Raw genomic sequence first — 24,778 nt, forward strand, 5'->3', positions numbered from 1 at the left:
TGAGAAACAGCCGTCGCGAAATCCCGTAGTCCCCCGCCGACTGCTTCCAAGTCACAGGCCACCACGTCGCCGCCACAGAGCAAGCCTTGCCGCCGGATTTACGCGGATTTACGCAGCCGGTAACACCCTTCTCAAAGAACCAGGCGATACGTGGCTAACGATTTACTGGTCTGTACGAGACCTTGTCGCAGCAGGATGTCGAGGTAGCGGTCCACATCAATAGGCGGGTTCTTGAGCTGCCGCCGCTGTCGTTGCGCAGCCGCGACCACCGCAGCTTGATCGAGATCGAACAGATACTCGGTAAAAACGTCGGGGTGCTGGCAGTCGATGCCGAAAGCGGCGAGCACGTCAGCGGGGAAATCCTTCTCGTTGAACGTCACGATCACGCTGGCGTTGCAACGGATCGCTGCCGCCAGTACGTGACGATCATCCGGGTCCGGCAGGTTCAGTCCGGCGATCAAATGCTCATGGCCTGTTACGAGGGCGTCTGGAATCGCCAGATCCATGAGCGATGATGTGCGATCGAGTTGCTCAGCCGTCAGGTCGGGCCGGTTTGCGAGGAGGCTGCGTTTCCATTCGTCATGGATTTACGTGCTCCATCGCGCCCGGAACCGGCCCGTCAGCCCCAGCCACATCAGGAAATCCCGAAGCGGCGCGGGATACAACACGCAGGCGTCATAAACGGCCGTGAACGGCGAATGCCTCATTCGTATCCCATGCCCAACTCCTGAGCCTGTTTGGTCAGCCCCTCCATCGCCTGCTCACTAGCACGGTCGCGCTCCGATTTGAAATTCATCAAATCAGCGAAGCGCACGCGCCGGTGCTTGCCCGTCTTGTGGAACGGCAATGAGTTGGCCTCTAACAGCTTCACCAAGTGCGGCCGCGAAACATTGAGTAGGTCAGCTGCTTCTTGGGTGGTCAGTTCCGCATGGATCGGCACGACTTGAACGGCATTACCGTCCGCCAGCTCAGCGAGGATGTCCACCAATAGACGCAGCGCACTAGTCGGTAACTCGACCTGATGAGCCTGGTTCTTGTCATCCAGAATCTGGATTCGCTGCGTTTCAAATTGGGTCGTTAGATATGCGGCCAGGGCACGCTGGCTCTCCACCGCCGCCTGCACCTCACGTGCAACGGGGAGATTCATAACGGCCAGGGAGGTGTTGCTCATGACGGGCTCCGAGAAATTCGAATGACTCATAAGAGAGAGCCTAAACGAAACAAACGAAAGTCGCAATAAACGAAACGACATCCCCCGCCAAGCCTATGCACCAAGCCAACAGCGCCTGCCCATCTATGACGGCCAAGCTGCTGCGTGAGGGTTCCGACCTTGGCAATTCACGTGAGACCGCCGGAATACGGCCATATTGAACGACTTCCTCAATGTGTCCGCAGCTCTGTTCGTTCGTGACACCGGCGGGATTACCGTTCTGGAAGACCTTTACCGTCAAAGCTGTGCGAGCACGACGGTAAATGTCTCTGCGGATATTTCCGGAAAGAATCTACCGTCAGTTTTACCGTCAAATCTTCCCACTACGTGAACGCATCGGCCAGAAGCGAAGGCCCGGAAGCCTTTCGGCATCAATCGCTTGCCTCCGAAATGAGTGCCGTTGACGATGTATTGCCGGCAATGACACTGAATCAGTAACCCCTTGGTAACTAAGAACAAAACCTTCGCGCTCGGAATCCCTTCACTCCCACTCAATTGTATCCTGATAAATTAACATGTTGTAAATATGACATGTTTTATATATATCTCTTATTATTTACCGTCAGTTTTACCGTCAATCTTCTGAGCCTTGGACAACTGCAAGGCTTCCAGGCTCGGTAAGCGAAGACCCAGCTTCGACATGGCCACTTCGAGCAACACCGTAGGACTCTCCGGTCAGGATGAGCACCGAAACTTCAGGCTTCGATTCCAGAAGCTGCTGCGCCACCGCGACGTAGCGAGTCGGCTCGGCATACGGAATAGCAACACCGTAGTCGTCGGCCGCCGCCGCGGGCTTCATTTCGAAGCACGCCAACCCCGCACCAAGCGTTATCAGCTTACTTGCAAGCGGCGTCACAACCAGATGACACCCTCCCATGATGCGCATGCTCTTTAAGTATCGCCTCATGGCGCCCAATAGTTGGCGGTACGCTTCGAACGGATGCGATTCGTGTGCATAAAGGATATTAGTCACCGGGGTGAGAGGCGCATCAAACAACGGCGTCCGGTACTCCATGAGGAGTTGATCACCTCTTCGCGGATTCCGAGATGGATGGGGCAAGGCTGGACATATTTCCGCGAGTGCGGGAATCACGTCGGAGTCCATCACTTTCTGCAACTGACCGATCCGATTCTCTCCCAGCACCGGAAACCAGACCAACGGCCAATGCTTGACGCTCTCAATACGTAGCGCACCTGCGTATCCCGGAATGAGTACCAGATCGTTGCTGGGATCTTCAGAGCGAATCTGTCCGTCCAGCTTGGCATCCTCAGCGACTACGACTTGCAAATTCACTCCACCAGCTAGTAGCGGATTTTCCACCGTCTTGTCCGGAATCAACCTATGCAGCAGGCCTAGCATGAGCGACAAATATGCAATTCTAGGCAGAGAACTGACGTCCAGAATTATATCGGTCTGATCCGTAACCTCGGCCAACACTCGTTCAGTGCTCAGTCGTAGTGCCGTAGTGGCACTGATGTCGTCATCGTTATCATCCACTAGTTGAGAGAGAACCTTGGTGGCTCCAATCGATGCGAAGGCTTTGCTAAGAGCTTCCGCATTCAGCTCAGTCTGTTGTTTCAACTCTTCGCTGAGCTGATAACCAGTTATATTAACCAGCAACAATTCCGCCTTGGACACTTGGCAGCCAGACTCGCTCAGGCTATGCACAAACTTCGACATCACGGCCTGTGCGCGTACATCGAAGCCACGCCCTGCGATGTATAACAGTCGTACGGGGCTATTGTTGATACGGCGCTCCGAATACATGCGATCCCACATATCGGGCACTTCGGCACCGCGACGAAAAACGTAGTGCTGCCAGAGCGCGTTCATTTCATCTCCAGACGTCGCCGACGATTCGGCTGAGGACCCAATTCCATCCATTCGATCATTGTGTCTGCCGACACGTCCTGCCACCCGCCAGTCTGAAGAGGCAGATCGAAGTGAGCGCAGAGCGTTCTATTCAGATAGAACACCGTGCCACCATCACGAGAGGTGCTGGCGGAGCTATCCCGCGCCATCAGGAGGTTCTCCGCCACACATTCGGACAGCAATCGCAACAGAATCGCCTTTTGATCATCGGCGCGTTTGGCACTTGCCCTTAACTTGGCCAGCTCAGCCTGCGACAGACGAACGCCCGTCACCCCAGGGGCATAGGGTGCATTCGGCAGAAACGTCCGGTCTCGGCAATATGCTCCAACGGCATCGAGCAAACGCTGCGCGCGTGTACCTTCTGTGTGGCTTTTTGGAATGAACTCTCTCTTTCGCTTTGCCACATCCTTGATTAGCTTTTCCTGCTCCGCCGGCGAGAGCAACAGCTCCGGCTTACGCATGATCTGTTTGGCTTGCAACCCTTCATAGAGCGTCGCCGCCAGCGACAACAATTCTTCGATATTATTTGTCGCCAGAGTACAGAGCTTGTCGATGCCGAAGTAATACGGAATTTTCAGTTCCTCGTGCATGAATGCTTCGGCAGCCGCTTGAACCTGCGAGCTATCACGATCCTCAAGTTCCTCTGTCGCCAGCGGCGCCAACTCTAGCGTCAACTGTCGCTTAGACTCATCGCGCGCGATCAATGTCCGAATTACATACAACTCGCGGAGAGAGTCCAGATCCGAGGTTTCCAGATATTCACCGGCTTGTCTCAGCCATTCGCTGTAGCGCGGACTATTGCGCTGGCGTTCAACACTTTGCTTGAATCCTTGCTGCCCTAATTCGATCTCTTTCCGGAGTTCATCAGACTTGAAATGATCCCGTAGATATTGAGAAAAGGCACCCGACGGAATCAGGTTCTGTACGTCCAGTCTTCGCTGCAATATGTTCTGTGCAAATGTCGAGAACTGGCCTCGTTGCTGACTGCTCCACATTTCCTCCAGCGGATATTCACGTAGATCGCGGCCTTCCCGTGCGCCTTGCGAAAGCAGCTCTTCTCCCATCGCGATGCTACGTTCTGCCAACCAAACGGGAATTGTAGGTCGTAGCTCAGTTAGTTCCTCAATAAGCAGTGCGCGCTGTTTGCGTCGCAACTTGTGAAGATCATCGATCATCAACAGTCGCCTGGGGGCCACGACGTTGTTATCGACAATGAAACGAACCGTCTGCAACCAAAGAACACCCTCGAATCGCACATGCGATGGCATGCCTTCACGTGAAGACCCACCGAAAGAATCGAGTGCGGCGTAAACACTTCGCTCACGTTGTTCTGCCCAACGAACCAACTCGCCGGCCGACAATTCGGTCGGGATCGCTTTCAGGTCGCTTCCTACTTCGCCATACTCTAGGCGAACCTCATCGAGTTGCTGCGGAGTGCTGAAGCTCATTAGCGCGGCCAAATTCCGCAACGATCGCAAAACAATGCGGCAATCGAGAAGAGCTCGAAACAATCCTTCCTGATTGATCGACGCTCCAGGTGGAAGGTCAGCATAGCCCGAAGCGCAGGATAGGAAAACGCCAAGTAACTGAGGCCCATCCTGCTCGTGCATGACTTGGCGAGACACAAGTTTCTGATACGACTCGTTCATCTCCTGGACCCGCCGAGTGTTCCAGAACGCTTTCAGCGCGGTAGGCGTGAAAGCGCGAAGAAGCGTCGTCTTACCACCCCCTGGAGGACTCCTAAATATATGTACGGCCCCCTGAAATGCATCTTCTGGTAGTCGTTCGATGATCTTGGGGGAGAACAACCGTACGAATTCCTGGTCGGAAGTGCGCTCCGACATTCTTTCCAAAAACGGATTGGTGCGGTATGCCATTAGAACTCCCGGTGCCGGCTGACACGCGGAAAGAGTCCATAGAAGCCATAAGATTCGGGGCCCCACAGCACATAAACGGAATTATTCGGCGTGTTGTGTGGGAGCACTACCGGTAAAGCACAGTTGGCAAACCCATAGTTCGCGTCATCGGTGCCGCCAACTTTGATGTGCTTGTCCGAGGCATGCTTATCGTAATATTTCGGATTCTCGAGAATCGCCTTCAGGCTGGGACTAAGGTCGTGGGTGAGGGCTGCCTCGCGCTCTATCGGACATAGAACTCGTATCTGTAGCGGCTTGTAGCCGTTTTCCGAAGTGAACCGTTCCGACCAATACTCGATGTGATCGATTGCCTGCCGCGTCGCGATATACAACAGTAGGTAGACCTCGTAATGCGATGGATCAATCAGATCGCCCTGATGCAGGCGTTCAAAAATCTTCTTGATCTTGCCTTTGTACCGCCCTGACTTCCCATCGAAGCGAATGTAAGTGTTTCCGCTCCCGGAAAAATCATCAAGTAGCCAAATAAGATTGAATTTCGGCTTCGGTGCTGTCGGTTTCGCTCCGGGCAGGGATTCGATAATACCCGCAAGTGCTTTATCGGCTGCAACCCGACCTTCGCCGTCATGTAGCCGCCAGAATTCTTCCGCTGTCGGAAGCTTCCTCTCGTGCTCATCTTCAGTCAGGGACTTCTGCAACTCCTCCAGCATTTCCTCAGCTTTCGAATCACCGAGCTCGTAGGCCTGCCAGATTTGCTCGTTACTAATTTCTCCTTGGCCAGCTCGTCTTAGCTCGTTGGTCCTCGCGCCGTCGCTTAGTCCCAGATATAGGGACTTCAAGCGGAGTTCTTTGAATCGGGGATGCCGAGCAATCTCGCCGACACAATGGGGAGGGATATCCTTCTCCTCGGCCACCAGGCGCATGCGCTCCTGGACGATGACGTCCGGATAGGCGTGCTGAACTAGATGCGAGAGTTCAGCGTCCGAAAAGTACACAAGCTTGCTCATCACCAGATCAAACGCAGCTGGGCGATCCGAAGCATCGAATTGCTGCAGCCACAGCGCGAGGCTTTCAATGAACCGCTTTCCGGGACCGAAACGTTGGTACTGGTCGTATTTGTAGTCGGCCAGCAGTTGAAGGATCGGCACATATTTTCTGACGACATCTTCGTCCTGCCAGTCCATGACTCGGGCCAGCAAGGACTGCGCATTCTGATCCTTCATTGTACTTGCCCAGGCAATTCATCGCTCAGCAACAGTCGGAAGCTGCCCTTTCCGAGTGAGGCGACGGCGCGGTCAAGGTACCAAAGCGTCGCATCGACATCGCGCTTGGATGACGGCGCGATCTTCCAGGCCCGGTCGAGCCGTCTTGATGGAACGTCGACACTCAACGAGTAGCGGTGATCAAGCAGCGACGAATCGTTGCCAGGCCAGGCCCCTTGGTCTCCCATCGTCAGAATCTCGTAAGGGTCGATCTTGAATTCCTGGACCATGTGCGCGATGAGATGAGACTTATCGACACCGCGACCAAGAATGTCCACGGAGTGTTTGCTGCGAACAACACTGGAGAGATCGAGGCCAGCCTGCCGCAGGGCATCTGCCACGACGAACCACATTCCCTCTGCCTGCACCCCATCGAAAAATCGCACGCTGATTTGGTGCGGATGCGTCGCTCGGATTTTCTTGATCGGGACGCCGAGTGCTTTCAGACGTTCGACGATTCGTGTGACGTGACTTAAGAACTCGCTGGTGCCAGCCTCCTTGGGCACCGGCGTGGACAAGTCACCGATCCAGCCGCCGTTATAGAGCCCCAACTGAACGCGAGACCACGACCCTTCCGGGATCGACTTCCGTAAATCTTGCTGGATCGAGTCGCCCCGACCCGAAGCTACCCCTATCAGGACGCCAGCGCTGATCAACCTCAAAAGGTGGGCGACCACCTCATCCGAGGGCGGACTATCCTTGCTCTGCGAACTACATAACGTACCGTCATAATCGAAAACCACCGCTCGGAAAGTCTGCCTTTCCAGCGCCTCCCGGAACGTATCCAAGGCGCGGGCCATTGAGCCACCACGCCCAATTGAGGGCCAGCGGGCGCCCAGCACTTCATATTTTGAGCGCACGGCGGCATTGCCTATCGCTTCGGGACCGGGGATCAAGGCTGGAAGATCCACGTAGTACAAATCACGGCCGAACTGTGGAACCTCGGGATGACCTGGGTCCTTACCGAGCCCTTGGGCAACCGATGCTACAAAGTGCATTTGTGCCACCAGCCCGGCCAGTAGATCGCTGGGCTTAGACCCACCCAAAGGCATGGTCAGGGTTGGGACGTGCGTCGGCAACAGTGCACGCATTCCGTCCCAGAGACCTTCTAGCCCTGGTTCGGTCAGCGCCAGAATGGCGCAGTCTTCGGGGCGTTCTGCGAGCCAAAGATGACGCCCATGAGCGAACGATCTGAGATCTGCGAGCTGGCAATGCAGCAGGGCGGCCTCTGATAGCTTGGACTCTAGGTCAGCAGCAATCGGCCGTAGAAGCGGTGAATACACCACGATGACATTGCCGCGCTTCACCACCTCTTGGGTGAACTCAGCCGACTCCTTTACCCAATCTCCAATTGATCCCCTCGCAAGACGTAGCGCCCGCATCTGTAGCGGAACATCGCTACCCCCCTGATCCAGTTCACCGTAGGCACGAGCCACCAAGACTGCGTCGAGCAAAAGACTGTTTGTCGCCAGATAGCCGTCTTTTTCTACCAGCGGATAAATGTGGGGGGCGATGTCAGTGAACTGTGTCGCACAGTCGATGAGCGGACTCTTTTCCCGGTTCGTCAAGACATGCACGTTGCGCGAGCTATGCTCCCTGGCGCGCTTGAGTGCTTCGATGATGTCGGGGTTCTTTCCCTCGGCCGAGATAAGAAATACCGGACTGGATGCCGCTAACGTGGGATTGCAGATCAACTCCAGCGGCGTTGATGGTCGGGATACCCGACCCGTATAGGACTCATGCAGGTTGCAAAGCAGCGACGCCACCGTGTACGACCCGCCCGATCCCACACCGATGACGCTAGATTCGCTTGCCCCTGCAATGAAGGCTTTTATTCTTGAGACATCGGCTTCCAAAGCTGCAGCGTAGGTTGCCGACAGCTTCCCCAACTCGATGTCGTAATGCGTCGCTGACATGTCTTGGACTCGCATTAAGCAGTTTTGACACGGCGACGAGCCGGAACGCTCTTAGGACCTTTTCCGCTACGAGATTTTTTGGATCGCACAGGCTTGCGCAACTCCTCTCGAACTTCCATGAGAATGACACCCAGCATGTTCTGGCCCTTGCCGTTGACTTCGCCCCATACGCGATTCACGGGGCTATCGACTGTCCCCGCCTCCACGAGGCGTGCCTGGCCGGTGGACAAAAGCAGTTCACGAAGATCCTCATGCTGTGAGAACTTTGCTCGCAGAACTTGGCGCATTCGATCGAACTTCACCTTTGACCAGTCGGAATTGATATCCCAGGTATAAAGACCGTGGGCCGCCATCGCGACCAGCCCGGGCGTGGGTGCGCTCAGTATCCAATCACGCACCGCCTTTTTTCTGGCTTTTCCTGCTTGATATGCATGCTCCGATGTGGCGAAGACTTCGTTCTCAAACGTGACTCCTCTTCGATACAAGTTGCTTAGTGCACCGTAAGGTTTTTCATTTGCACGGTAGAATTTAATTTCCTCTGCAATAACAGCTTCGACCTTTTCAGGCTGTTTTTTTTGTTGAGCTTTCTTACTTATAGTTTTCTTCATTCCAACTCTCAATCTTATGTTCTAAGGTTCATTACGTACTGCCCCATGTCAGCAACTCACTGATTGCCTCCGGCTCGACTGAAGCGATTCTCAAGCTCGATCGCCTGCTGCTCGAAATCTGCCGGGCGCCTCTGTTTAAAGGTCAGCAAATTGGCGAGCTTCCACCGCAACGCGGGGAGTTCCGATGCATGTGGACACTGCAGCAGCGTCCAATCCGGCTGTGCCTTCGCCAGGCCCATTAAAAATTGTCGCTGCGCAAGGGTTAGTCTCCGAGTCAATTCCGACCTGAGTTGCGCTCTTGCATCCAAGAGCACGTCCAGCGCTACAGGCACCGTGGTCATACCAACAAAGTTATTGCGGTACTCCTCCGCAATGTTTTTGTCATTGCTGAATAGCACTTCGTGAATGGGGCGATTGTGACCCGACAGGTAGGTCACGAAGCACTCGATCATGGCGTCTGAGATTCCGTCATGCTCAAGCAGTTGCCATACGTCGAAGAGGTCACGGGGATGCTGACGATCCATCGCTGCCACCAGCTTGCTACCGTATAGCTCTGCAGAGGCGAGAAGAGGCAATTCAAGTTCTGCACTGAACATCTCCGCCGTTCGCGAACATAGAGATTGATTGTCGATTGGCAAAACCGTGCCTCGGAACACTCCATTGACTTCGACCTTGACCAGGCTTTCATCGTTCTCGATCAGAAGCTTGGTGTCTCCAGAATCCTTGCCAGCAATTCTGCGGCTGCGCAGCCCCAGCGAGGCCAGGCGTGTCGCAACTCTTTCAAGTTCTTCGGCGATCTCGCGCAGTGCTTGTTCGCGGGGGGTTTTCCATGATCGATAGACGACATCAATATCGACCGAAAGCCGGGGCATGTCGCGCACGAACAAATTAATCGCAGTCCCGCCTTTGATCGCAAAGATGTCGTTCGCGAAGACATCAGGGGCGACCACCAGGAGCAGCCGTACAGCTTGGGCGTAGCTCCTATCCATGGGGCTTCAAGCTCAATAAGGTGCCGTCCTTCAGTCGCGTCATCCACCGTTTGTCACTGCCGACGGGGAGCTGATACTGCTTCTGCAGCAAGGCGACATCGATGATTTTGGTTTCTCGTGACCAGGCCAAAAAAAGCCGGACGGTTTTAACGCTCGTACAACTCGTCAACAATCGGCCTAACAAATCCTTTCGAAGATTCCGTAGACCACTAAAGATGTCGTGCGCTTCTTCGAGGCTCTGATGTATCCCGACTTCATAGAGCAGTTCCAAAACTGCACGTTCTGGCACGGCAACACGTAGTCCATCGGCCACGCCTGGCGGGGTGGTGATTGTCTTGTCCGCTTGCAGATCGCCAGACCAATCGAAGAGTTGCGCTGAGGCGTATCGCGCTGGGTATCGAGATGTGAACCAGCTTGGCAAGGTGAAGCGCGCATCTCCCCACAGCACTGTCGTGTCGCGGGTGGCAAGGTTGTGTCGTACACCTTGCAGGGCCAGTGCACTCTTACCGGCGACATGCAGACCGGGCACGCGTGTTTGCAAGAATTTGATCGCGCTATGAGCATCGAGATCATCGCCTGGAAAGGCGTATACGCCCTGCGCGAGTCGGATAAGCCAGCCGCTTTCAACGTACTTCGCTGCTAGTTGTGGAGAGATGCCCAAGCCGCGGAGGGTCGGCAAATCGAACGGCATTCCTCGCAGTGATCCGGTCTGGAGACGCTTGATTAGAGAATGTCTTGGGGTTCGCTCCATAGATTAAACATACCACAGCTTCTAATCCGGGCTTGCTCACTTGATTTAATATCAACGCATAAAATATACCTATATTATATTTTTAATACGTAATCTAATCTGTTGACGTGCGGATCGCGCACCTGAGTTTTGTCCGGCCTATCCCGAATGGCATTGCGACCAATTGTTACGTCTGTCGTTCCGCCACCGGGCTCTCGGTACACCCCGCGCCTCACCGAGTCGCGGCCATCCGGCTTCGATCCCTGACATCTTCGGCAGCCTGGCTGCCTGCGCGCTCCGCTTGCGGTGGGTGGCAGGGTTGGGCGGCTTTGCCTGTCTGTTTCACCGTATCACGCCGTTCTCGCCGTCACGACGCTGCGTTGCTCGCTGCGCTCCTCTACTCGCCGAGTGGCCGTTGGCCGGTCTGTGACGTATGAGCGAAAATCCGCGAAGTCTTTCGGCATCAATCGCATGCCTCAGAAATGCGGACCGTTGACGATGTATCGAAGATCGTCACGGAGATTCAGCAAGTCTTTGGTAGCGAATAAAAAAGTACTTCGCGCCCGGAATCCCTTCACTCCCACTCGATCGTCGCTGGCGGCTTGCCCGAGACGTCGTAGACCACGCGCGATACGCCGGATATTTCATTGACGATACGGCGCGACACGATGTCGAGCAGCTCGTATGGCAGATGCGCCCAGTGCGCGGTCATGAAGTCGATGGTCTCGACCGCACGCAGTGCAATCACCGGCTCATAGCGGCGGCCGTCGCCGGTCACGCCGACCGATTTCACCGGCAGGAACACCGCGAAAGCCTGGCTGGTCTTGTCGTACCAGCCGCTGCGGCGCAGCTCCTCGATGAAGATGTGATCGGCCAGGCGCAGTGTGTCCGCGGCGGGCTTGGTGACTTCGCCGAGGATGCGCACGCCCAGGCCCGGGCCGGGGAACGGATGGCGATAGACCATCTCGGCCGGCAGGCCGAGTTCGACGCCGATCTTGCGCACCTCGTCCTTGAACAGCTCGCGCAGCGGCTCGACGAGCTTGAGCTTCATGCGCTCCGGCAGACCGCCGACGTTGTGATGGCTCTTGATTACATGAGCCTTGCCGGTCTTCGATCCAGCCGACTCGATCACGTCCGGATAAATCGTGCCCTGTGCGAGAAACTGCACGTTGTCGATTTTCGCGGACTCTTCGTCGAACACGTCGATGAACAGGCCGCCGATGATCTTGCGCTTGGCCTCGGGATCACTGACACCCGCGAGCGCTTTCATGAAGCGTTCTTCGGCATTAACGCGGATGACCTTGACGCCGAGATTCCGGGCGAAGATCTGCATCACCTGGTCGCCTTCGTGATGCCGCAGCAGGCCGTGATCGACAAACACGCAGGTCAGCTGCGCGCCGATCGCCTTGTGCAGCAGCGCGGCAACCACCGACGAATCCACTCCGCCTGACAAACCCAGCAACACGTGACCGCTACCGACCTGTTCGCGCACGCGCGCAATCGAGTCGTCGATGATGCTGCCCGGTCTCCAGGCGTCGCCGCAGCCGCAGATTTCGTGCACGAAACGCGAATAGATGCGCGCGCCCTGCTTGGTGTGCGTGACTTCGGGGTGGAACTGCAGGCCGTAATACTTGCGCTCCTCGTCGGCCATGCCGGCCAGCGGCAGATCCGGCGTAGCCGCGATGGTTTTGAAACCCTCCGGCAGCTTGACCACGCGATCACCGTGCGACATCCAGACGTCGAGCAGGCCGTGGCCATCGGCGTTGATGCGGTCTTCGATGTCGCGTAGCAGGGCGGAATGGCCGCGCGCGCGCACCTCCGCGTAACCGAACTCTTTCTGATCGTGCGGTTCGACGGTACCGCCGAAGCGCTGTGCCATCGCCTGCATGCCATAGCAGATGCCGAGCACCGGCACGCCAAGATTCCACACGGCGCCGGGAGCGCGCGGCGAGCCTTCGGCGGCAACCGATTCCGGGCTGCCCGACAGGATCACGCCCCTGGGCGCGAAAGCCTTGATCGCGGCGTCCGACATGTCCCAGGGATGCAGCTCGCAGTAGACGCCGAGCTCGCGCACGCGGCGTGCGATCAGCTGCGTAAACTGCGAACCGAAATCGAGAATCAGGATGCGCTCAGCGTGAATGTCGGCGTGAGTGTTGACGGTGGCTGCTTCAGTCACGTCGACGATCTCAATTCTGTGCGCGATAGTTCGGAGCTTCCTTGGTGATCGTCACGTCGTGGACGTGGCTCTCGCGGATACCGGCCGAGGTGATCTTGACGAAGCGAGTCTTGGTGCGCATTTCCTCGATGCTCGCGCAGCCGGTGTAGCCCATGCTGGCGCGCAGGCCGCCAATCATCTGGTGCACGATCGCCGACATCGGGCCCTTGTACGGCACGCGGCCCTCGACGCCTTCCGGCACCAGCTTCTCGACCTCGGACGTGGTGTCCTGAAAGTAACGGTCCTTGGAGCCCTGGGCCTGGCTCATCGCGCCCATCGAACCCATGCCGCGATAGGCCTTGTACGAGCGGCCCTGGAACAGCTCGACTTCGCCCGGCGCTTCTTCGGTACCGGCCAGCATCGAGCCGACCATCACCGCATACCCACCCGCTGCGAGCGCTTTTGCGAAGTCACCGGAATAGCGGACACCACCGTCGGAAATCAGCGGGATGCCTTTGCCGCGTAGCGCGTCGGCGACCGCCATCACCGCGGTGATCTGCGGCACGCCGACACCGGCGACGACACGCGTGGTGCAGATCGAGCCGGGGCCGATACCGACCTTGACCGCATCGGCGCCGGCTTCGACCAGCGCCAGCGCGGCGTCGCCGGTGGCGATATTGCCGCCGATGACCTGCAGATCCGGATAGAGCTTTTTGATCGCCCTGACGCGGTCGAGCACGCCCTTGGAATGCCCGTGCGCGGTATCGACGACGACGACGTCGACGCCGGCCTCGACCAGCGCGGCAATGCGCTCGTCGGTGTCGCTGCCGGTGCCGACTGCGGCGCCGACGCGCAGGCGACCGCGCTCGTCCTTGGACGCACTCGGGAAGTCGCTGGACTTCTGGATGTCCTTGACCGTGATCATGCCGCGCAGCTGGAACAGGTCGTTGATGACCAGCACTTTCTCGATGCGGTGCTGATGCAGCTTGCCGATCACTTCTTCCTTGCTCGCGCCCTCCTTCACCGTCACCAGGCGCTCCTGCGGCGTCATGATGCTGGACACCGGCTGATCGAAGCGCGTCTCGAAGCGCAGGTCGCGGCTGGTGACGATGCCGACCAGGCGATTGCCCTCGACCACCGGCACACCGCTGAAGCGATGCGCACGCGTCAGCGCGAGCACTTCACCGATGGTCATCGACGGCCGCACGGTGACGGGATCGACGATCACGCCGGCCTCGAACTTCTTCACCGCCAGCACTTCGGCGGCCTGGCGGGCCGGCGTCATGTTCTTGTGGATGATGCCGATGCCGCCTTCCTGGGCGAGCGCGATCGCGAGCTTGGCTTCCGTGACCGTATCCATCGCCGACGACATCAGCGGAATGTTGAGCATGATGCGCGAGGTCAAGGGGGTACGCAGATCTACCTGGCGCGGCAGCACTTCCGAGTACGCGGGCTGGAGCAGCACGTCGTCGAAAGTGAGGGCTTCGAGATCGATGCGGGAGTCTTGGGAAAGACGAGACATGAACGGCTCCGGCAAAGCGATATTATACAGAAACACGATTCAGCCCCGGGGCTCCCGACGCCCACCGATAAGAAAATGACGCAGACGGTCTACGCGGTATCCGAACTGAGCGAGATGCTGCGCGGTCTCGTCGAAGATTCACTGCCTTCGCTGTGGGTCGAAGGCGAGATCAGCAACCTGGCGCGCCCGGCCTCGGGCCACTGGTACTTCACCTTGAAGGACAGCGGCGCCCAGCTGCGCTGCGTGATGTTCCGCAAATCGAGTTACCTGGTGCGGCCGATACCCAAGGACGGCGATCAGGTGCGCGTGCGTGCGCAGCCCAGCGTCTACGTCGCGCGCGGCGACCTGCAGCTGATCTGCGAGGCGATGGAGCCGGCCGGCCAGGGTGCGCTGCTGCTGGCGTACGAGAAGCTCAAGGCGCGGCTGCAGGCCGAGGGCCTGTTCGAGGCGGCCAGCAAGCGCGCCATCCCGAAAATCCCGCGCGGCATCGGCCTGATCACCTCGGCCACCGGCGCCGCGGTGCAGGACGTACTCAGCGCCCTCGCCCGCCGCTTTCCGCTGGCCACGGTGTATCTGTATCCGGTACCCGTGCAGGGCACGGAGGCCGCGCCGGCGATCGTCAAGGCGCTGCGCCGGCTGCCGGAACTCGCGCCGGCCGTCGACGTGATCCTGCTGGTGCGCGGCGGCGGCTCGCTGGAAGATCTGTGGGCATTCAACGAGGAGAGCGTCGCGCGCGCGGTCCGCGCCTGCGCGGTGCCGGTGGTCAGCGGCGTCGGCCACGAGGTCGATTTCACGATCGCCGATTTCGCCGCCGACCTGCGCGCACCGACACCGACCGCGGCGGCAGAGCTGAGCAGCCCGGACGTCGCCGACTGGGCGCACCGCAACGCGCAGCTGGCGCAGGCCCTGATCCGCCTGCAGCAGCAGGCGCAGACGCAGCGTACGGAGCGCTTGGCGCGTGCGGCGCAACGCCTGCTCGCGCTGCACCCGGGCCGTCGCCTGCAGGATCGCGCCCAAAGGCTGGACGAACTCGAACTGCGGCTGTCACGCGCGCACCAGCAGCGGCTGCGCCAGCTGCGCGAGCAACTCGCCGCTGCTCGTGGCCGGCTGCTCGCGCAGCGGCCGCTGACGCGCATCGGCGCTCTCGAACTGGATCGCTCGCGGCTGCGGACGCGGCTGATGCAGGCTGTGCAGTTTCGCCTGCGCAATCACGCCGACCGGCTGGACCAGATCGAGGCGCTGCTGGGCAGCTTCAATCCCCAGGCCGTGCTCGCGCGCGGCTATGCGATCGCACGCAATGCCAAGGGGCAGATCCTGCTCGATGCCGATCAGGTGCCCGTGGGCGAAGCCGTGGATCTGCAACTTGCCCGCGGCCTGGTCAGGCTCAAGCGCAGCGCCTGAACCGGCGCTGCGCTCCGGCGGGAATCAGGGAGCCAGCGGTGTCAGCGTGAACGTCGTCGATTGCGCGGGCAGATCGGTGTCCGGCTGCACGCTGGAGAGCAGCGTCGCGGTGACCGTCAGCGGCGTCGGCGCGGTGATCTTGGCGCCGACCGGCGGGAACTGAACCAGACTGAGGCCAGCGTTGACCGAAAGCGTTCCGCTGCCGATCGAGAACAGCGGAGAAGTGGTCGCCGCCGTCGTGGCGGTGGCCGTCGAGGGGTCGGTGACCGCCCAAGTGACGAAGCGCGTGATCGGCTGGCTGCGGTCACCATCGAAGGTACCGGCCACCGTGAACTGCTGATTGGTGTACTGCTCGACGCTGCCGTCCGCCGGCGTGATGCCGAACGCGGTCAGCGTACCGGTGACCGGCGTGATCGGGAGCGGATCGCTGGTCGCCGCGGCGGTTTCGTCGTCATCCAGCACATCACCGTCGGCGTTGCGATCATGGGTACAGCATTTGGCAACAACGTTGGCCAAGTCGCCCGCCGCCAGCGCCGACACGAAGTTCAGGCTGCTGGCTATGCGTGTAGTCGCCGTCGAGTCGGTGACATCGACCGCGTAGCTGGACTGCGAGGTCACATCCTGCTCCGGGCCGGCGCCGAAATCGGCCATGGTCTTCAAGGCCTCGTTGGTTCCGACGACCAGATCCCCGGTGAAGCCGGCCTCGTGCTGCAAATGGAGCGTCGTGATCTTCGCGACCTGCACCGTCGTGCTGAGAACCTGTCCGCAGATCGGCAGGGTCACGTTCAGAGTCAGGGGTCCGCCCTCGGCCAGCCCGGTGACAACCGGGAAACCGGTTACCGTGGAGGCCGCGACGGTGGCCAGCGCGTCGTTTACCGGATCGAACGCGACCACCGGCGGGGTGCTGGGATTGATCAGGGGACGTCTGATGCCGTCGAGTTTGGCACTGACCGGGATCGCCACCTGCGAATTGACCGCGATGCGCGGATCGACCGTATCCAGCGTGATCTCGGTCGGCGCCGCGACATTGACCGTGATGCTGGCAGTCCGATCCAGGTACTCGGCGGTGACCACCGTGCTGCCGGTTCCGGTCGGAACCAGCGTGCCGCGGATATAGAACAAGTCGTCCTGGCCGGGGACCGCGATATCGGCATTGCTGACCTTGACAATGTCCGGGTTGGCGGACGACCAGGTCGCACGGTCGGTGAAATTACCGAAGCTGTTGTCCTTGGTGAATAGTCCATAAAGCGTCAGACCGCTGGTCATGCACTGGTAGGCCGTCGCATCGGGAATGTTGCCGGCCTTCAGATCGTCGAAGGTCAGCGTCGTCTCTGCGGCCGGCACCACAACCAGCGACTGCAGCGAATTACCGTCGCCCACACCGGAACACGCACTCAGCAACAAGCTACCCAGGCCGGCGGCAAAAGTCAGCGCGCGGCGGTTCGTCATCGACATTCTGCTAATTCCTGTTGGCACCCGCGGGGCTTCCGTGGGGCGTTGCTTAAGCGGCGCCGGGCGTGGCGCTCTTGGGCTGGACCGTGGAACGGATCGACAGTTCACGCAACTGACGAGCATCGACGCCGCCCGGCGCCCTGGTCATCGGATCGTGAGCGGTCTGGGTCTTCGGGAAAGCGATCACTTCGCGGATCGAGGCGCTACCGGACATCAGCATGATCAGCCGGTCCAGGCCCAGCGCGATACCGCCATGCGGCGGCGCACCGAACGACAGCGCCTCTAACAGGAAGCCGAACTTCTCCTGCTGCTCCTCTTCGCTGATGCCCAGCAAACCAAACACCGCCTGCTGGATCTCGGCGCGATGGATACGCACGCTGCCGCCGCCGATCTCGATGCCGTTGAGCACGATGTCGTAGCCCTGGCTCAGGATCGTGCCCGGGTTGGCGCGGATCAGCTGCGCGTCGAACTGCTTGGGCGCGGTGAAGGGATGGTGCAGCGACACCCAGCGCTCGCCGTCGGCCTCGAACATCGGCCAGTCGACCACCCACAGCGCTGCCCAGCCGCTTGCGGTGATGCCGAGATCGTTACCCACCTTCAGGCGCAGGGCGCCGAGCGCGTCGCAGACCACTTTGAACTTGTCGGCACCGAAGAACAGGATGTCGCCGTCGACCGCGCCGGTACGCTCGAGAATGCCGGCCAGCGCCGCGTCCGAGAGATTCTTGACGATCGGCGACTGCAGGCCGTCGCGGCCGCGTGCCGCGTCGTTGACCTTGATCCAGGCCAGGCCGCGCGCGCCGTATTGCGTGACGAACTGCGTATAGCCGTCGATCTGGCCGCGGCTGAGCTTCTCGCCGCCGGCCGGCACGCGCAGCACCGCGACGCGGCAGGCCGGATCTTTCGCGGGCGTGGCGAAGACCTTGAAGTCGGAATCCGCGACCAGATCCTTGATCTCGACCAGCTCCAGCGGGTTGCGCAGGTCGGGCTTGTCCGAACCGTAGCGGTTCATGGCCTCTGCGTAGCTCATGTGCGGCAGCGTGCCGAGGTCGACGTTCATGACTTCGCTGAAAATCATCTTCACCATCTTCTCGATGATGGCCATGATCTCGAACATGCCCATGAAGCTGGTTTCGACGTCGAGCTGGGTGAATTCCGGCTGGCGGTCGGCGCGCAGATCCTCGTCGCGGAAGCAGCGCGCGATCTGGTAGTAGCGGTCCAGGCCCGAGACCATCAGCAGCTGCTTGAACAGCTGCGGCGACTGCGGCAGCGCGAAGAAGCTGCCCGGATGGGTGCGCGACGGCACCAGGTAGTCGCGCGCGCCTTCCGGTGTGGCGCGGGTCAGGATCGGCGTCTCGACGTCGATGAAGCCGCTCTCGTCCATGTAGTGGCGGATGCGGCGGATCACCTCGTGACGCAGGCGCAGGTTCTTCTGCATCGCCGGACGGCGCAGGTCGATGTAGCGATAAGTCAGGCGCGTGTCTTCGCCGACGCTGTCGTCGTCGATCTGGAACGGCGGCGTCTCCGAGCGGTTCAGCAGCTCGACTTCCTTGCCCAGCACTTCGATCCTGCCGGTGCTCAGATTCGCGTTCTCGGTGCCGGTGGGGCGCGGCCGCACGCGGCCGCTGATCTTCACCACGTACTCGGAGCGCAGGCGGTCGGCGCTGGCGAAGGCTTCGGCCGCGTCCGGGTCGAACACGCACTGCAGGATGCCTTCGCGGTCGCGCAGGTCGATGAAAATCACGCCGCCATGGTCGCGGCGGCGATGAACCCAGCCGCAGACGGTGACGTTTTCGCCGGTCAGGGCTTCGGTGACCTGACCGCAGTAATGGGAACGCATCATTTTTTGATTGTTTGTTTCAGACGGGGGCGCCGCGAGGCGGGCATTGTACGCACCTGCCCGCCCGCGGTCGAAAACGCGGCCGGCGCCGGCGTAGGTCGGCAATCCCTTGCCGACGTGTACCGTCGATGCGCAACGCAGGCCTCACGTCGGCAAGGGATTGCCGACCTACGTCGAGGGCGTGCTGGGGGCCGCCGGAGCCGGCTTGGACTCCGCCTTAGGAGCAGCCGCCTCGGTCTTGACGGCCGGCTTGGCCTCGGCTGCCGGTTTGCTGTCTGCCGCCGCAACGGCGGCCGGCGGCGCGACCGCGCCGGCCTCACCCGCCAGATTCTTCTTGCCCTCGGACTTGAAGTCGGTCTCGTACCAGCCCGCGCCCTTGAGCCGGAACGCGGCCGCCGACATCTGCTTGGTCAGCGCCGGCTTGCCGCAGACCGGGCAGATCGTCGCCGACGGATCGGACATGCGGTGGCTGATCTCGGACTGGGTCTGACAGGCGCTGCAAAAATACTCGTAAATCGGCATTGCTGAATCTCGTTGGCGTCCGCAACTGCGCAGCAGTCGGGGCTAGGCGGGTATTTTCAAGGCTGGGGGTGCACAGGTCCAGTGCGATGGCCCGCTTTCAGTCGAACTCCATCCCGCCGACCCCGCGCCGCACCACAAAGCCCGCGCCCTGCAGGTCGGCGATGATCTGGTCGGCGTGCAGCTCGTCCTGGGCCTCGATCAGCAGCTCCAGGCTGGCGTTCTTGGCGTGGGTGCTGGCATGCAGGCGCTCATGGTGAACCTGGATGATATTGCCGCCGCTGTCGCCGACGCGGCCGGCAACGCGCGCCAGGAAGCCCGGACGGTCCTCGATGTCGATGGTCAGGCTGACCAGCCGCGATTCGTGCACCAGCTGGCGCAGCAGCACCGAGGCCAGCAGCCGCGAATCGATGTTGCCGCCGCAGATCACCAGGCCGACCTTGCGGCCGGCAAAGCGCGCCGGATCGCTCAGCAGCGCCGCCAGGCCGGTGGCGCCCGCGCCTTCGGCGATGACTTTCTCGATCGTCGCCAGCAGGCCGACCGCGCGCTCTATCGAGGCCTCGTCCACGCGCATCAGCTCGGCGACGTGCTCGCGGATGATCGCGATGGTCAGCTTGCCGATATTGCGGACCGCGATGCCCTCGGCAATGGTCTGGCCGCCCTTGACCAGGTTTGGGTCGCCCTGCAGCGCCGCGTAGGCGGAAGGGTAGCCGGCAGATTCGACGCCGACCACGCGCAGATCCGGCTTGATGCCGTGAGCGGCGATCGCCATGCCCGAAATCAGGCCGCCGCCGCCGATCGGGATCACCAGCGTATCCAGCTCCGGCACCGCGGCCAGCATCTCCAGCGCGATCGTGCCCTGGCCGGCGATCACCTTGGCGTCGTCGTAGGGGTGCACCAGGGTCATGCCGCGGCCGCGGATCAGCTCGGCCTCCAGAAACGCCTGCGATTCGGCCAGGTTCTCGCCATGCAGGATCACTTCGCCGCCGAGTTCGCGGGTGTTCTTGACCTTGGTGAACGGCGTGTTCACCGGCATCACGATCACGCTTTTGATGCCGAGCCGGGTGGCGTGATAAGCCACGCCCTGGGCGTGATTGCCAGCCGACATCGCCGCCACGCCGGCCGCGCGCTCGGCCTCGGTCAGGCCGGCGAGCTTGTTCAGCGCACCGCGCTCCTTGAACGAGGCGGTGAACTGGAAGTTCTCGAACTTGAGCCAGACATCCGCGCCGGTAATCCGCGACAGCACCCGGGAGTGCCGGCACGGCGTGTTGATCACCTGTCCGCTCAATACTTCCGCCGCCCGCACCACGTCGGCATAGCTCACCACGCTGCTTTTTGGACTGTCGCTCATCGATCCCGTTTTCATCGAGCCTGATTCTTCCCGTCATCCGCATGCCTGCGGGTTATTTGCCGCCGGCGCCGGCGACGCGACCATCTTTAAAGTTCACCGTGCGCACTCCATGGGAGCCATCGCGTGTACGACGATAGACCCAGCGCTCGCGCGACGCATTCTGATCGATCTGCGTCTGCACATCGCTGGGTTCGCCCCAGACCTGGCGCACCTGCTGCGCGGTCATGCCGGCAACGACGCGCCCTTCCACCAGCGCACGGCGCAACCTCTCCTCGTCGGCCCTGGCGGCGTCGTGTTGCTGCACCCACTGGCTGTCGGCCTTTGCACGCTCGCCCTGCTCGCGGGCGCGTCGCTCATCGTAGCGCTTTGCAAGATCGCTGCCGCCGACGGCCTGGATCGGCTGGGGCTTGCCGACCTCGATCGGCTGGGCCTCGGCGTTGCAAGGTATGTCGGTAAAAATCGGCCCGCCCGGCTGTTCGCAGCGGAACACACCGGCACCCGCGGGGCCCGATCCGCCCAGCAGAATCAGACCCAGGAACAAAATCCCACCCCTGCACCGCTGCACCGTGTCGTTCATCTGCGCCCCGCAGGCAAATACCGATGCTCCGATTATGCTGAGAAGGGTTTCACGCAACCGTAATACAATGCGCAATACCACCGAGGTTTCGTAATCCGTATATGAAGGCAATCGTACTCAGTGCCGGCCAGGGCAGCCGGCTGCTGCCGCTGACCATCAGCAAGCCCAAATGCCTGGTGGAATTCTCCGGCCGCAGCCTGCTGGAGTGGCAGCTGGAGGCGCTGCATTGCGCCGGCGTGACCGAGGCCGTGGTCGTCACCGGCTTCGGTGCCGATCAGGTGGAGGCGGTGCTTGCCGAGCGCGCGCCTCTTGGCCTCAAGGTGCGCACGATCTACAACCCGTTCTACAAGCTGGCCGACAACCTGGCCACCTGCTGGCTGGTGCGCGACGAAATGCAGGGCGCCTTCCTGATCCTGAACGGCGACACGCTGATCGAGCCGGCGATCGTTCGCCGCCTGCTGAAGGCACCGCCGGCGCCGATCACCGTCAGCATCGACCGCAAGCCGCAATACGACGCCGACGACATGAAAGTGCGCACGGCGGGCACGCAGCTGACCGCGATCGGCAAGACGCTGAGCGAGGACATCGACGGCGAGTCGATCGGCTTTCTGCGCTTCTCGCGCGAAGGTGCGGCGCGCTTCGTCGAGCAGATCGATCGCGTGATGCATACGCCCGAGGGCGTCAAGCTCTGGTATCTGTCGGCGATCAACGGCCTGGCCCAAGCCGGCTGCGCAATCGAGGTCGCGTCGATCGAAGGTCTGCAATGGGGCGAAGTCGATTTTCATCCCGACGTCGCCAGGGCCCGCGCAATGACCGCGTCCTGGTCGGCGCGCTGGCTGCCGCAGGCGCCGGTCAGGCCGGCCGCCGGGGGCTGAGAAGCACGGTAAGGGCACGATAAGGGATTGTCGATGAGCAGCGATCAGGCACCACCTAAAAACTACGTCTCGAATTCGCCGGAATCGATCCGGATGTTCGAGCGTCCGTGGATGGAGGCCCTGTCGAGGGTCTACTGGTGGGTCCCGCTGTTGGTCTATCTGCCGCTGATCGTCGCGCTGACGGTCCACGCAAGCGGCGGCGGCATCGGCGCGCTGCCGCTGACGATCTGGATGTTCGCCGGCATCGTCGTCTGGAGCCTGACCGAGTACCTGCTGCATCGCTTCGTATTCCACTATCACCCGAGCAGCGACTGGGGCAAGCGCCTGCATTTTCTGATGCACGGCGTGCATCATGATTACCCCAGCGACGCCAAGCGCCTGGTGATGCCGCCCGCGATCAGCATGCCGCTGGCGCTGCTGTTCTATGGCCTGTTCGCCTGGATACTGCCGCCGCTGCAGACCGAGGCGCTGATGGTCGGGTTCACGCTCGGCTATCTGGTCTACGACCTGACGCACTACGCGCTGCACCACGCGCAGTTCCGCAGCGGCTGGCTCTACCGGCTCAAGCGCTATCACATGCGCCATCACTACGCCGATCCCAGCCGCAGCTTCGGCGTCAGCTCGCCGCTGTGGGATCAGGTTTTCGGTAGCACTGAGCGCCGGCTCAGCCGCGGCCGCTAAGTGCCTCGGTTCCCCAGTACGGTCACGAATCCGAGGCACTAATTCCCCGCACCAGGTCCAGGTCGGAGGGCTTGTCGACGTCGACGGCGGCGAGTCCGAAAGGCAGCTCGACGATCGCCAGTCGCGCGTCAGCGAGTTGGCCGAGACGCGCCAGCGCCGCGTCCAGCGTCAGCCGGCCGAACACATAGCGCAGTGCAACGCCCCAGCCCAGGCGAGCGACCATTTTCAGCGGCTGCTTGCGCTCGGCCTCGAACGCACGCCAGGTGTGCGCAATGCCGATCGCAGCCGGCGTCGCGAAGTAGAAGAGATTGCAGCCGGAATAGCGCGCATCGCGAAAGCGCAGCCAGGTACGTTGCGTCTGCGGCAACGCCTGCAGCACGGCTTCGCTGCGTGCGAGCGCGGCACAGGCGTCGACATCGCGCGGCAGATGATCAATGAAATAGCGCAGCCACTCGGGTCGCAGCAGCGCGTGATCGGCGGTGGTCACCAGCAGCGGCGTACCGAATCTTCGCAGACCGGCGGCGACGCTGGCGCTCGGGCTGTCGGCCGCGTCGATGACCTGCAGTTCGCAATTACCGGCCGCTGCGCGCAGCGATGCCGATTCCCGCAGCTGTTCGGGTATCTCGATGGCGACGACAATGCGCGAAATCCCGGCCACCGCGGACAGCGCGGCGACCACGCGCTCCAGCATCGGCCGTCCGCCGACCTCGATCAGCGCCTTGTGGCTGACGCCGGCATACACCGCCAGCGGATCGCCCGGCCCGCGCGAGCCGGCCAGCACCAGGGCGGTCAGGCTCAAAGGCTCTTCTCGTAGACGCGATAGGTCTTGTAGCGCTTGCCGCCGACGGTTTCGATCATGCTGCGCATCGGCTTGTTGTCCTCCAGTATCCACGACAGCTCGATCTGCCTGAAGCCGCGCTCGAGCGCGCGCTTGCGCATCGCCTCGATGATCAGGAACGGGATCACGCTGGCGCCGAGCGACTTGGCGACGCTGCGGCGCACGCCCATCAGCGGCACGCGGCCGCCATGCACGCCCGACACCTTCAGGCGCCATAGCAGCTTCGCCCAGCCCAGCGGCAGCAGCTTGCCGTTCAGATCGCGTATCGCCTCGTTGAGATCCGGCAGCGTCACGCCGAAACCCACCGGCTTGCCGTCCCATTCGGCGATCGGCACCAGCCTGGGGTCCAGCAGCGGCTTCAGCGCTTTGGCCAGATGGTCGACTTCGGCCGGCGTATACGGCACGAAGCCCCAGTTGCCCGACCAGGCATCGTTGAAAATCTCGGTGATGGTCTGGATGTCCTCGCGATAGCGGCTCATGTCCATCGGCCGCACCGTGAAGCGCCCCTGATGCCGGTTGATCATGCGCGCCAGCAGCGGCGGCGGCGGCTGCGTGATGTCGTAGATATACGCGTACAGATCACGCACCTTGCGGTAACCCAGGGCCTCGACACGCCCGCCGATATGGCGCGCGTCGTGGCCCATCAAGATCATCGGCGGCGTGTCGAAGCCGTCGACCAGCAAGCCGGTTTCCTCGTTGATCGACAGGTTGAACGGACCGATGATCTTGCGGCAGCCGCGCTCGCGCAGCCAGGCCTCGGCGGTGGCGAACAGCGAGGCAAAAACCACCGCGTCGTCCTCGCCGGCGATCAGGCCGAAGTGCCCGGCACCGTCGTCCCGGTACGAAGGCGCGAGTTCGTCGATCTGCGCGCTGATGCGGCCGACATCGCGGCCGCCGCGCGTCGCGATCCAGAACTGCACTTTCGCGTGCGCGAAGTAGGGGTTGTGCTTGGGGGAGAAGGCCTCGGCGCGCTCGAGTTCCAGCTGAGGAACGAACAGCGGATCGCTCGCCTGCAAGCGCGCCGGCACGCGGATGAAACGCGTCATCTGCGCCTTGTCCTGTACGGCTTCGATTTGGACCATGTCGCTGCTGTGGCTCATCGCATTCC

The 24,778-nt window shown here is 61.1% G+C and carries 20 protein-coding genes and 1 pseudogene; 3 read left to right on the plus strand and 18 right to left on the minus strand.

What is annotated here, in order from left to right; translation table 11 throughout:
- Positions 1 to 131 precede the first annotated feature (131 nt).
- The 11 genes and pseudogenes from JWQ90_RS02900 to guaB form a co-directional block, all read right to left on the minus strand.
- Positions 132 to 707 (minus strand): annotated as a pseudogene (locus JWQ90_RS02900) (PIN domain-containing protein).
- On the minus strand, positions 704 to 1,171 hold the full coding sequence (locus JWQ90_RS02905) for a helix-turn-helix domain-containing protein (protein WP_299689124.1): 468 nt from the start codon (positions 1,169 to 1,171) through the stop codon (positions 704 to 706). Before JWQ90_RS02905 ends, JWQ90_RS02900 begins: the two are co-directional and overlap by 4 nt.
- A 613-nt stretch (positions 1,172 to 1,784) precedes the next feature.
- On the minus strand, positions 1,785 to 3,044 hold the full coding sequence (locus tag JWQ90_RS02910; protein ID WP_299689126.1) for a hypothetical protein: 1,260 nt from the start codon (positions 3,042 to 3,044) through the stop codon (positions 1,785 to 1,787).
- Positions 3,041 to 4,960 carry a hypothetical protein gene (locus tag JWQ90_RS02915; RefSeq protein ID WP_299689129.1) on the minus strand — a complete coding sequence of 640 codons (1,920 nt, stop codon included), beginning with the start codon at positions 4,958 to 4,960 and terminating at the stop codon, positions 3,041 to 3,043. Before JWQ90_RS02915 ends, JWQ90_RS02910 begins: the two co-directional genes overlap by 4 nt.
- A complete protein-coding gene (locus JWQ90_RS02920; protein ID WP_299689132.1) occupies positions 4,960 to 6,180 on the minus strand; it encodes a hypothetical protein in 1,221 nt (406 codons plus the stop codon). Before JWQ90_RS02920 ends, JWQ90_RS02915 begins: the two co-directional genes overlap by 1 nt.
- Complete coding sequence (locus JWQ90_RS02925; RefSeq protein WP_299689135.1) at positions 6,177 to 8,135, minus strand: HAD family hydrolase; 1,959 nt, start codon at positions 8,133 to 8,135, stop codon at positions 6,177 to 6,179. The genes JWQ90_RS02920 and JWQ90_RS02925 overlap by 4 nt, the downstream gene beginning before the upstream one ends.
- Positions 8,136 to 8,149: 14 nt before the next feature.
- Entirely contained in the window at positions 8,150 to 8,743 is a 594-nt protein-coding gene (locus tag JWQ90_RS02930; protein ID WP_299689138.1) for an NADAR family protein, read from the minus strand.
- A 56-nt stretch (positions 8,744 to 8,799) separates the two neighbouring features.
- A complete protein-coding gene (locus JWQ90_RS02935; RefSeq protein ID WP_299689141.1) occupies positions 8,800 to 9,732 on the minus strand; it encodes a nucleotidyl transferase AbiEii/AbiGii toxin family protein in 933 nt (310 codons plus the stop codon).
- A complete protein-coding gene (locus JWQ90_RS02940; RefSeq protein ID WP_299689144.1) occupies positions 9,725 to 10,483 on the minus strand; it encodes a type IV toxin-antitoxin system AbiEi family antitoxin domain-containing protein in 759 nt (252 codons plus the stop codon). Before JWQ90_RS02940 ends, JWQ90_RS02935 begins: the two co-directional genes overlap by 8 nt.
- Positions 10,484 to 11,036: 553 nt before the next feature.
- Positions 11,037 to 12,638, minus strand: a complete 1,602-nt coding sequence (gene guaA, locus JWQ90_RS02945) for a glutamine-hydrolyzing GMP synthase (protein ID WP_299689147.1) — start codon at positions 12,636 to 12,638, stop codon at positions 11,037 to 11,039.
- Positions 12,639 to 12,648: 10 nt separating this feature from the next.
- Positions 12,649 to 14,139 (minus strand): IMP dehydrogenase, encoded by a 1,491-nt coding sequence (gene guaB, locus JWQ90_RS02950; protein WP_299689150.1) that lies wholly within the window; start codon positions 14,137 to 14,139, stop codon positions 12,649 to 12,651.
- Positions 14,140 to 14,214: 75 nt separating this feature from the next.
- Between guaB and xseA the strand changes: the two genes are divergently transcribed.
- Positions 14,215 to 15,540 carry an exodeoxyribonuclease VII large subunit gene (xseA, locus tag JWQ90_RS02955; RefSeq protein ID WP_299689153.1) on the plus strand — a complete coding sequence of 442 codons (1,326 nt, stop codon included), beginning with the start codon at positions 14,215 to 14,217 and terminating at the stop codon, positions 15,538 to 15,540.
- Between the two features lie 24 nt (positions 15,541 to 15,564).
- Here the strand turns inward: xseA and JWQ90_RS02960 are convergent, their stop codons facing one another.
- From JWQ90_RS02960 to JWQ90_RS02980, 5 genes are all read right to left on the minus strand, one after another.
- Positions 15,565 to 16,995, minus strand: coding sequence for a hypothetical protein (locus JWQ90_RS02960; RefSeq protein WP_299689156.1), 1,431 nt, complete (start codon positions 16,993 to 16,995; stop codon positions 15,565 to 15,567).
- Between the two features lie 46 nt (positions 16,996 to 17,041).
- The gene (gene aspS / locus JWQ90_RS02965) at positions 17,042 to 18,832 is read right to left on the minus strand and encodes an aspartate--tRNA ligase (RefSeq protein WP_299689159.1); all 1,791 of its coding nucleotides are present in this window, start codon (positions 18,830 to 18,832) and stop codon (positions 17,042 to 17,044) included.
- Between the two features lie 165 nt (positions 18,833 to 18,997).
- On the minus strand, positions 18,998 to 19,351 hold the full coding sequence (locus JWQ90_RS02970; protein WP_299689162.1) for a zinc ribbon domain-containing protein: 354 nt from the start codon (positions 19,349 to 19,351) through the stop codon (positions 18,998 to 19,000).
- A gap of 97 nt (positions 19,352 to 19,448) precedes the next feature.
- On the minus strand, positions 19,449 to 20,699 hold the full coding sequence (locus JWQ90_RS02975; RefSeq protein ID WP_299689165.1) for a threonine ammonia-lyase: 1,251 nt from the start codon (positions 20,697 to 20,699) through the stop codon (positions 19,449 to 19,451).
- A gap of 52 nt (positions 20,700 to 20,751) precedes the next feature.
- A complete protein-coding gene (locus JWQ90_RS02980) occupies positions 20,752 to 21,387 on the minus strand; it encodes a hypothetical protein (RefSeq protein WP_299689168.1) in 636 nt (211 codons plus the stop codon).
- Between JWQ90_RS02980 and JWQ90_RS02985 the strand changes: the two genes are divergently transcribed.
- Both JWQ90_RS02985 and JWQ90_RS02990 read left to right on the plus strand, forming a co-directional pair.
- A complete protein-coding gene (locus tag JWQ90_RS02985; protein WP_299689170.1) occupies positions 21,378 to 22,151 on the plus strand; it encodes a phosphocholine cytidylyltransferase family protein in 774 nt (257 codons plus the stop codon). The two genes, JWQ90_RS02980 and JWQ90_RS02985, sit on opposite strands and share 10 nt — an antisense overlap.
- A 33-nt stretch (positions 22,152 to 22,184) precedes the next feature.
- Positions 22,185 to 22,832 carry a sterol desaturase family protein gene (locus JWQ90_RS02990; RefSeq protein ID WP_299689173.1) on the plus strand — a complete coding sequence of 216 codons (648 nt, stop codon included), beginning with the start codon at positions 22,185 to 22,187 and terminating at the stop codon, positions 22,830 to 22,832.
- A gap of 22 nt (positions 22,833 to 22,854) precedes the next feature.
- Here JWQ90_RS02990 and JWQ90_RS02995 read toward each other — a convergent pair whose 3' ends face one another.
- Both JWQ90_RS02995 and JWQ90_RS03000 read right to left on the minus strand, forming a co-directional pair.
- Positions 22,855 to 23,631, minus strand: coding sequence for a nucleotidyltransferase family protein (locus JWQ90_RS02995; protein ID WP_299689176.1), 777 nt, complete (start codon positions 23,629 to 23,631; stop codon positions 22,855 to 22,857).
- Positions 23,628 to 24,770 (minus strand): dATP pyrophosphohydrolase, encoded by a 1,143-nt coding sequence (locus JWQ90_RS03000; protein ID WP_299689179.1) that lies wholly within the window; start codon positions 24,768 to 24,770, stop codon positions 23,628 to 23,630. Before JWQ90_RS03000 ends, JWQ90_RS02995 begins: the two co-directional genes overlap by 4 nt.
- Positions 24,771 to 24,778 lie beyond the last annotated feature (8 nt).

It is taken from the genome of Hydrocarboniphaga sp., from assembly GCF_028291725.1.
Taxonomy (GTDB): domain Bacteria; phylum Pseudomonadota; class Gammaproteobacteria; order Nevskiales; family Nevskiaceae; genus Hydrocarboniphaga.

What these genes read in the sequence shown, in the direction of transcription:
- guaB (WP_299689150.1), bottom strand. Translation starts at nt 14,139, where the DNA reads ATGTCTCGTCTTTCCCAAGACTCCCGCATCGATCTCGAAGCCCTCACT.
- JWQ90_RS02990 (WP_299689173.1), top strand. Translation starts at nt 22,185, where the DNA reads ATGAGCAGCGATCAGGCACCACCTAAAAACTACGTCTCGAATTCGCCG.
- JWQ90_RS02920 (WP_299689132.1), bottom strand. Translation starts at nt 6,180, where the DNA reads ATGAAGGATCAGAATGCGCAGTCCTTGCTGGCCCGAGTCATGGACTGG.
- xseA (WP_299689153.1), top strand. Translation starts at nt 14,215, where the DNA reads ATGACGCAGACGGTCTACGCGGTATCCGAACTGAGCGAGATGCTGCGC.
- JWQ90_RS02975 (WP_299689165.1), bottom strand. Translation starts at nt 20,699, where the DNA reads ATGAGCGACAGTCCAAAAAGCAGCGTGGTGAGCTATGCCGACGTGGTG.
- JWQ90_RS03000 (WP_299689179.1), bottom strand. Translation starts at nt 24,770, where the DNA reads ATGAGCCACAGCAGCGACATGGTCCAAATCGAAGCCGTACAGGACAAG.
- JWQ90_RS02915 (WP_299689129.1), bottom strand. Translation starts at nt 4,960, where the DNA reads ATGGCATACCGCACCAATCCGTTTTTGGAAAGAATGTCGGAGCGCACT.
- JWQ90_RS02960 (WP_299689156.1), bottom strand. Translation starts at nt 16,995, where the DNA reads ATGTCGATGACGAACCGCCGCGCGCTGACTTTTGCCGCCGGCCTGGGT.
- JWQ90_RS02910 (WP_299689126.1), bottom strand. Translation starts at nt 3,044, where the DNA reads ATGAACGCGCTCTGGCAGCACTACGTTTTTCGTCGCGGTGCCGAAGTG.
- JWQ90_RS02940 (WP_299689144.1), bottom strand. Translation starts at nt 10,483, where the DNA reads ATGGAGCGAACCCCAAGACATTCTCTAATCAAGCGTCTCCAGACCGGA.
- JWQ90_RS02930 (WP_299689138.1), bottom strand. Translation starts at nt 8,743, where the DNA reads ATGAAGAAAACTATAAGTAAGAAAGCTCAACAAAAAAAACAGCCTGAA.
- JWQ90_RS02985 (WP_299689170.1), top strand. Translation starts at nt 21,378, where the DNA reads ATGAAGGCAATCGTACTCAGTGCCGGCCAGGGCAGCCGGCTGCTGCCG.
- JWQ90_RS02970 (WP_299689162.1), bottom strand. Translation starts at nt 19,351, where the DNA reads ATGCCGATTTACGAGTATTTTTGCAGCGCCTGTCAGACCCAGTCCGAG.
- JWQ90_RS02935 (WP_299689141.1), bottom strand. Translation starts at nt 9,732, where the DNA reads ATGGATAGGAGCTACGCCCAAGCTGTACGGCTGCTCCTGGTGGTCGCC.
- JWQ90_RS02925 (WP_299689135.1), bottom strand. Translation starts at nt 8,135, where the DNA reads ATGTCAGCGACGCATTACGACATCGAGTTGGGGAAGCTGTCGGCAACC.
- JWQ90_RS02905 (WP_299689124.1), bottom strand. Translation starts at nt 1,171, where the DNA reads ATGAGCAACACCTCCCTGGCCGTTATGAATCTCCCCGTTGCACGTGAG.
- aspS (WP_299689159.1), bottom strand. Translation starts at nt 18,832, where the DNA reads ATGATGCGTTCCCATTACTGCGGTCAGGTCACCGAAGCCCTGACCGGC.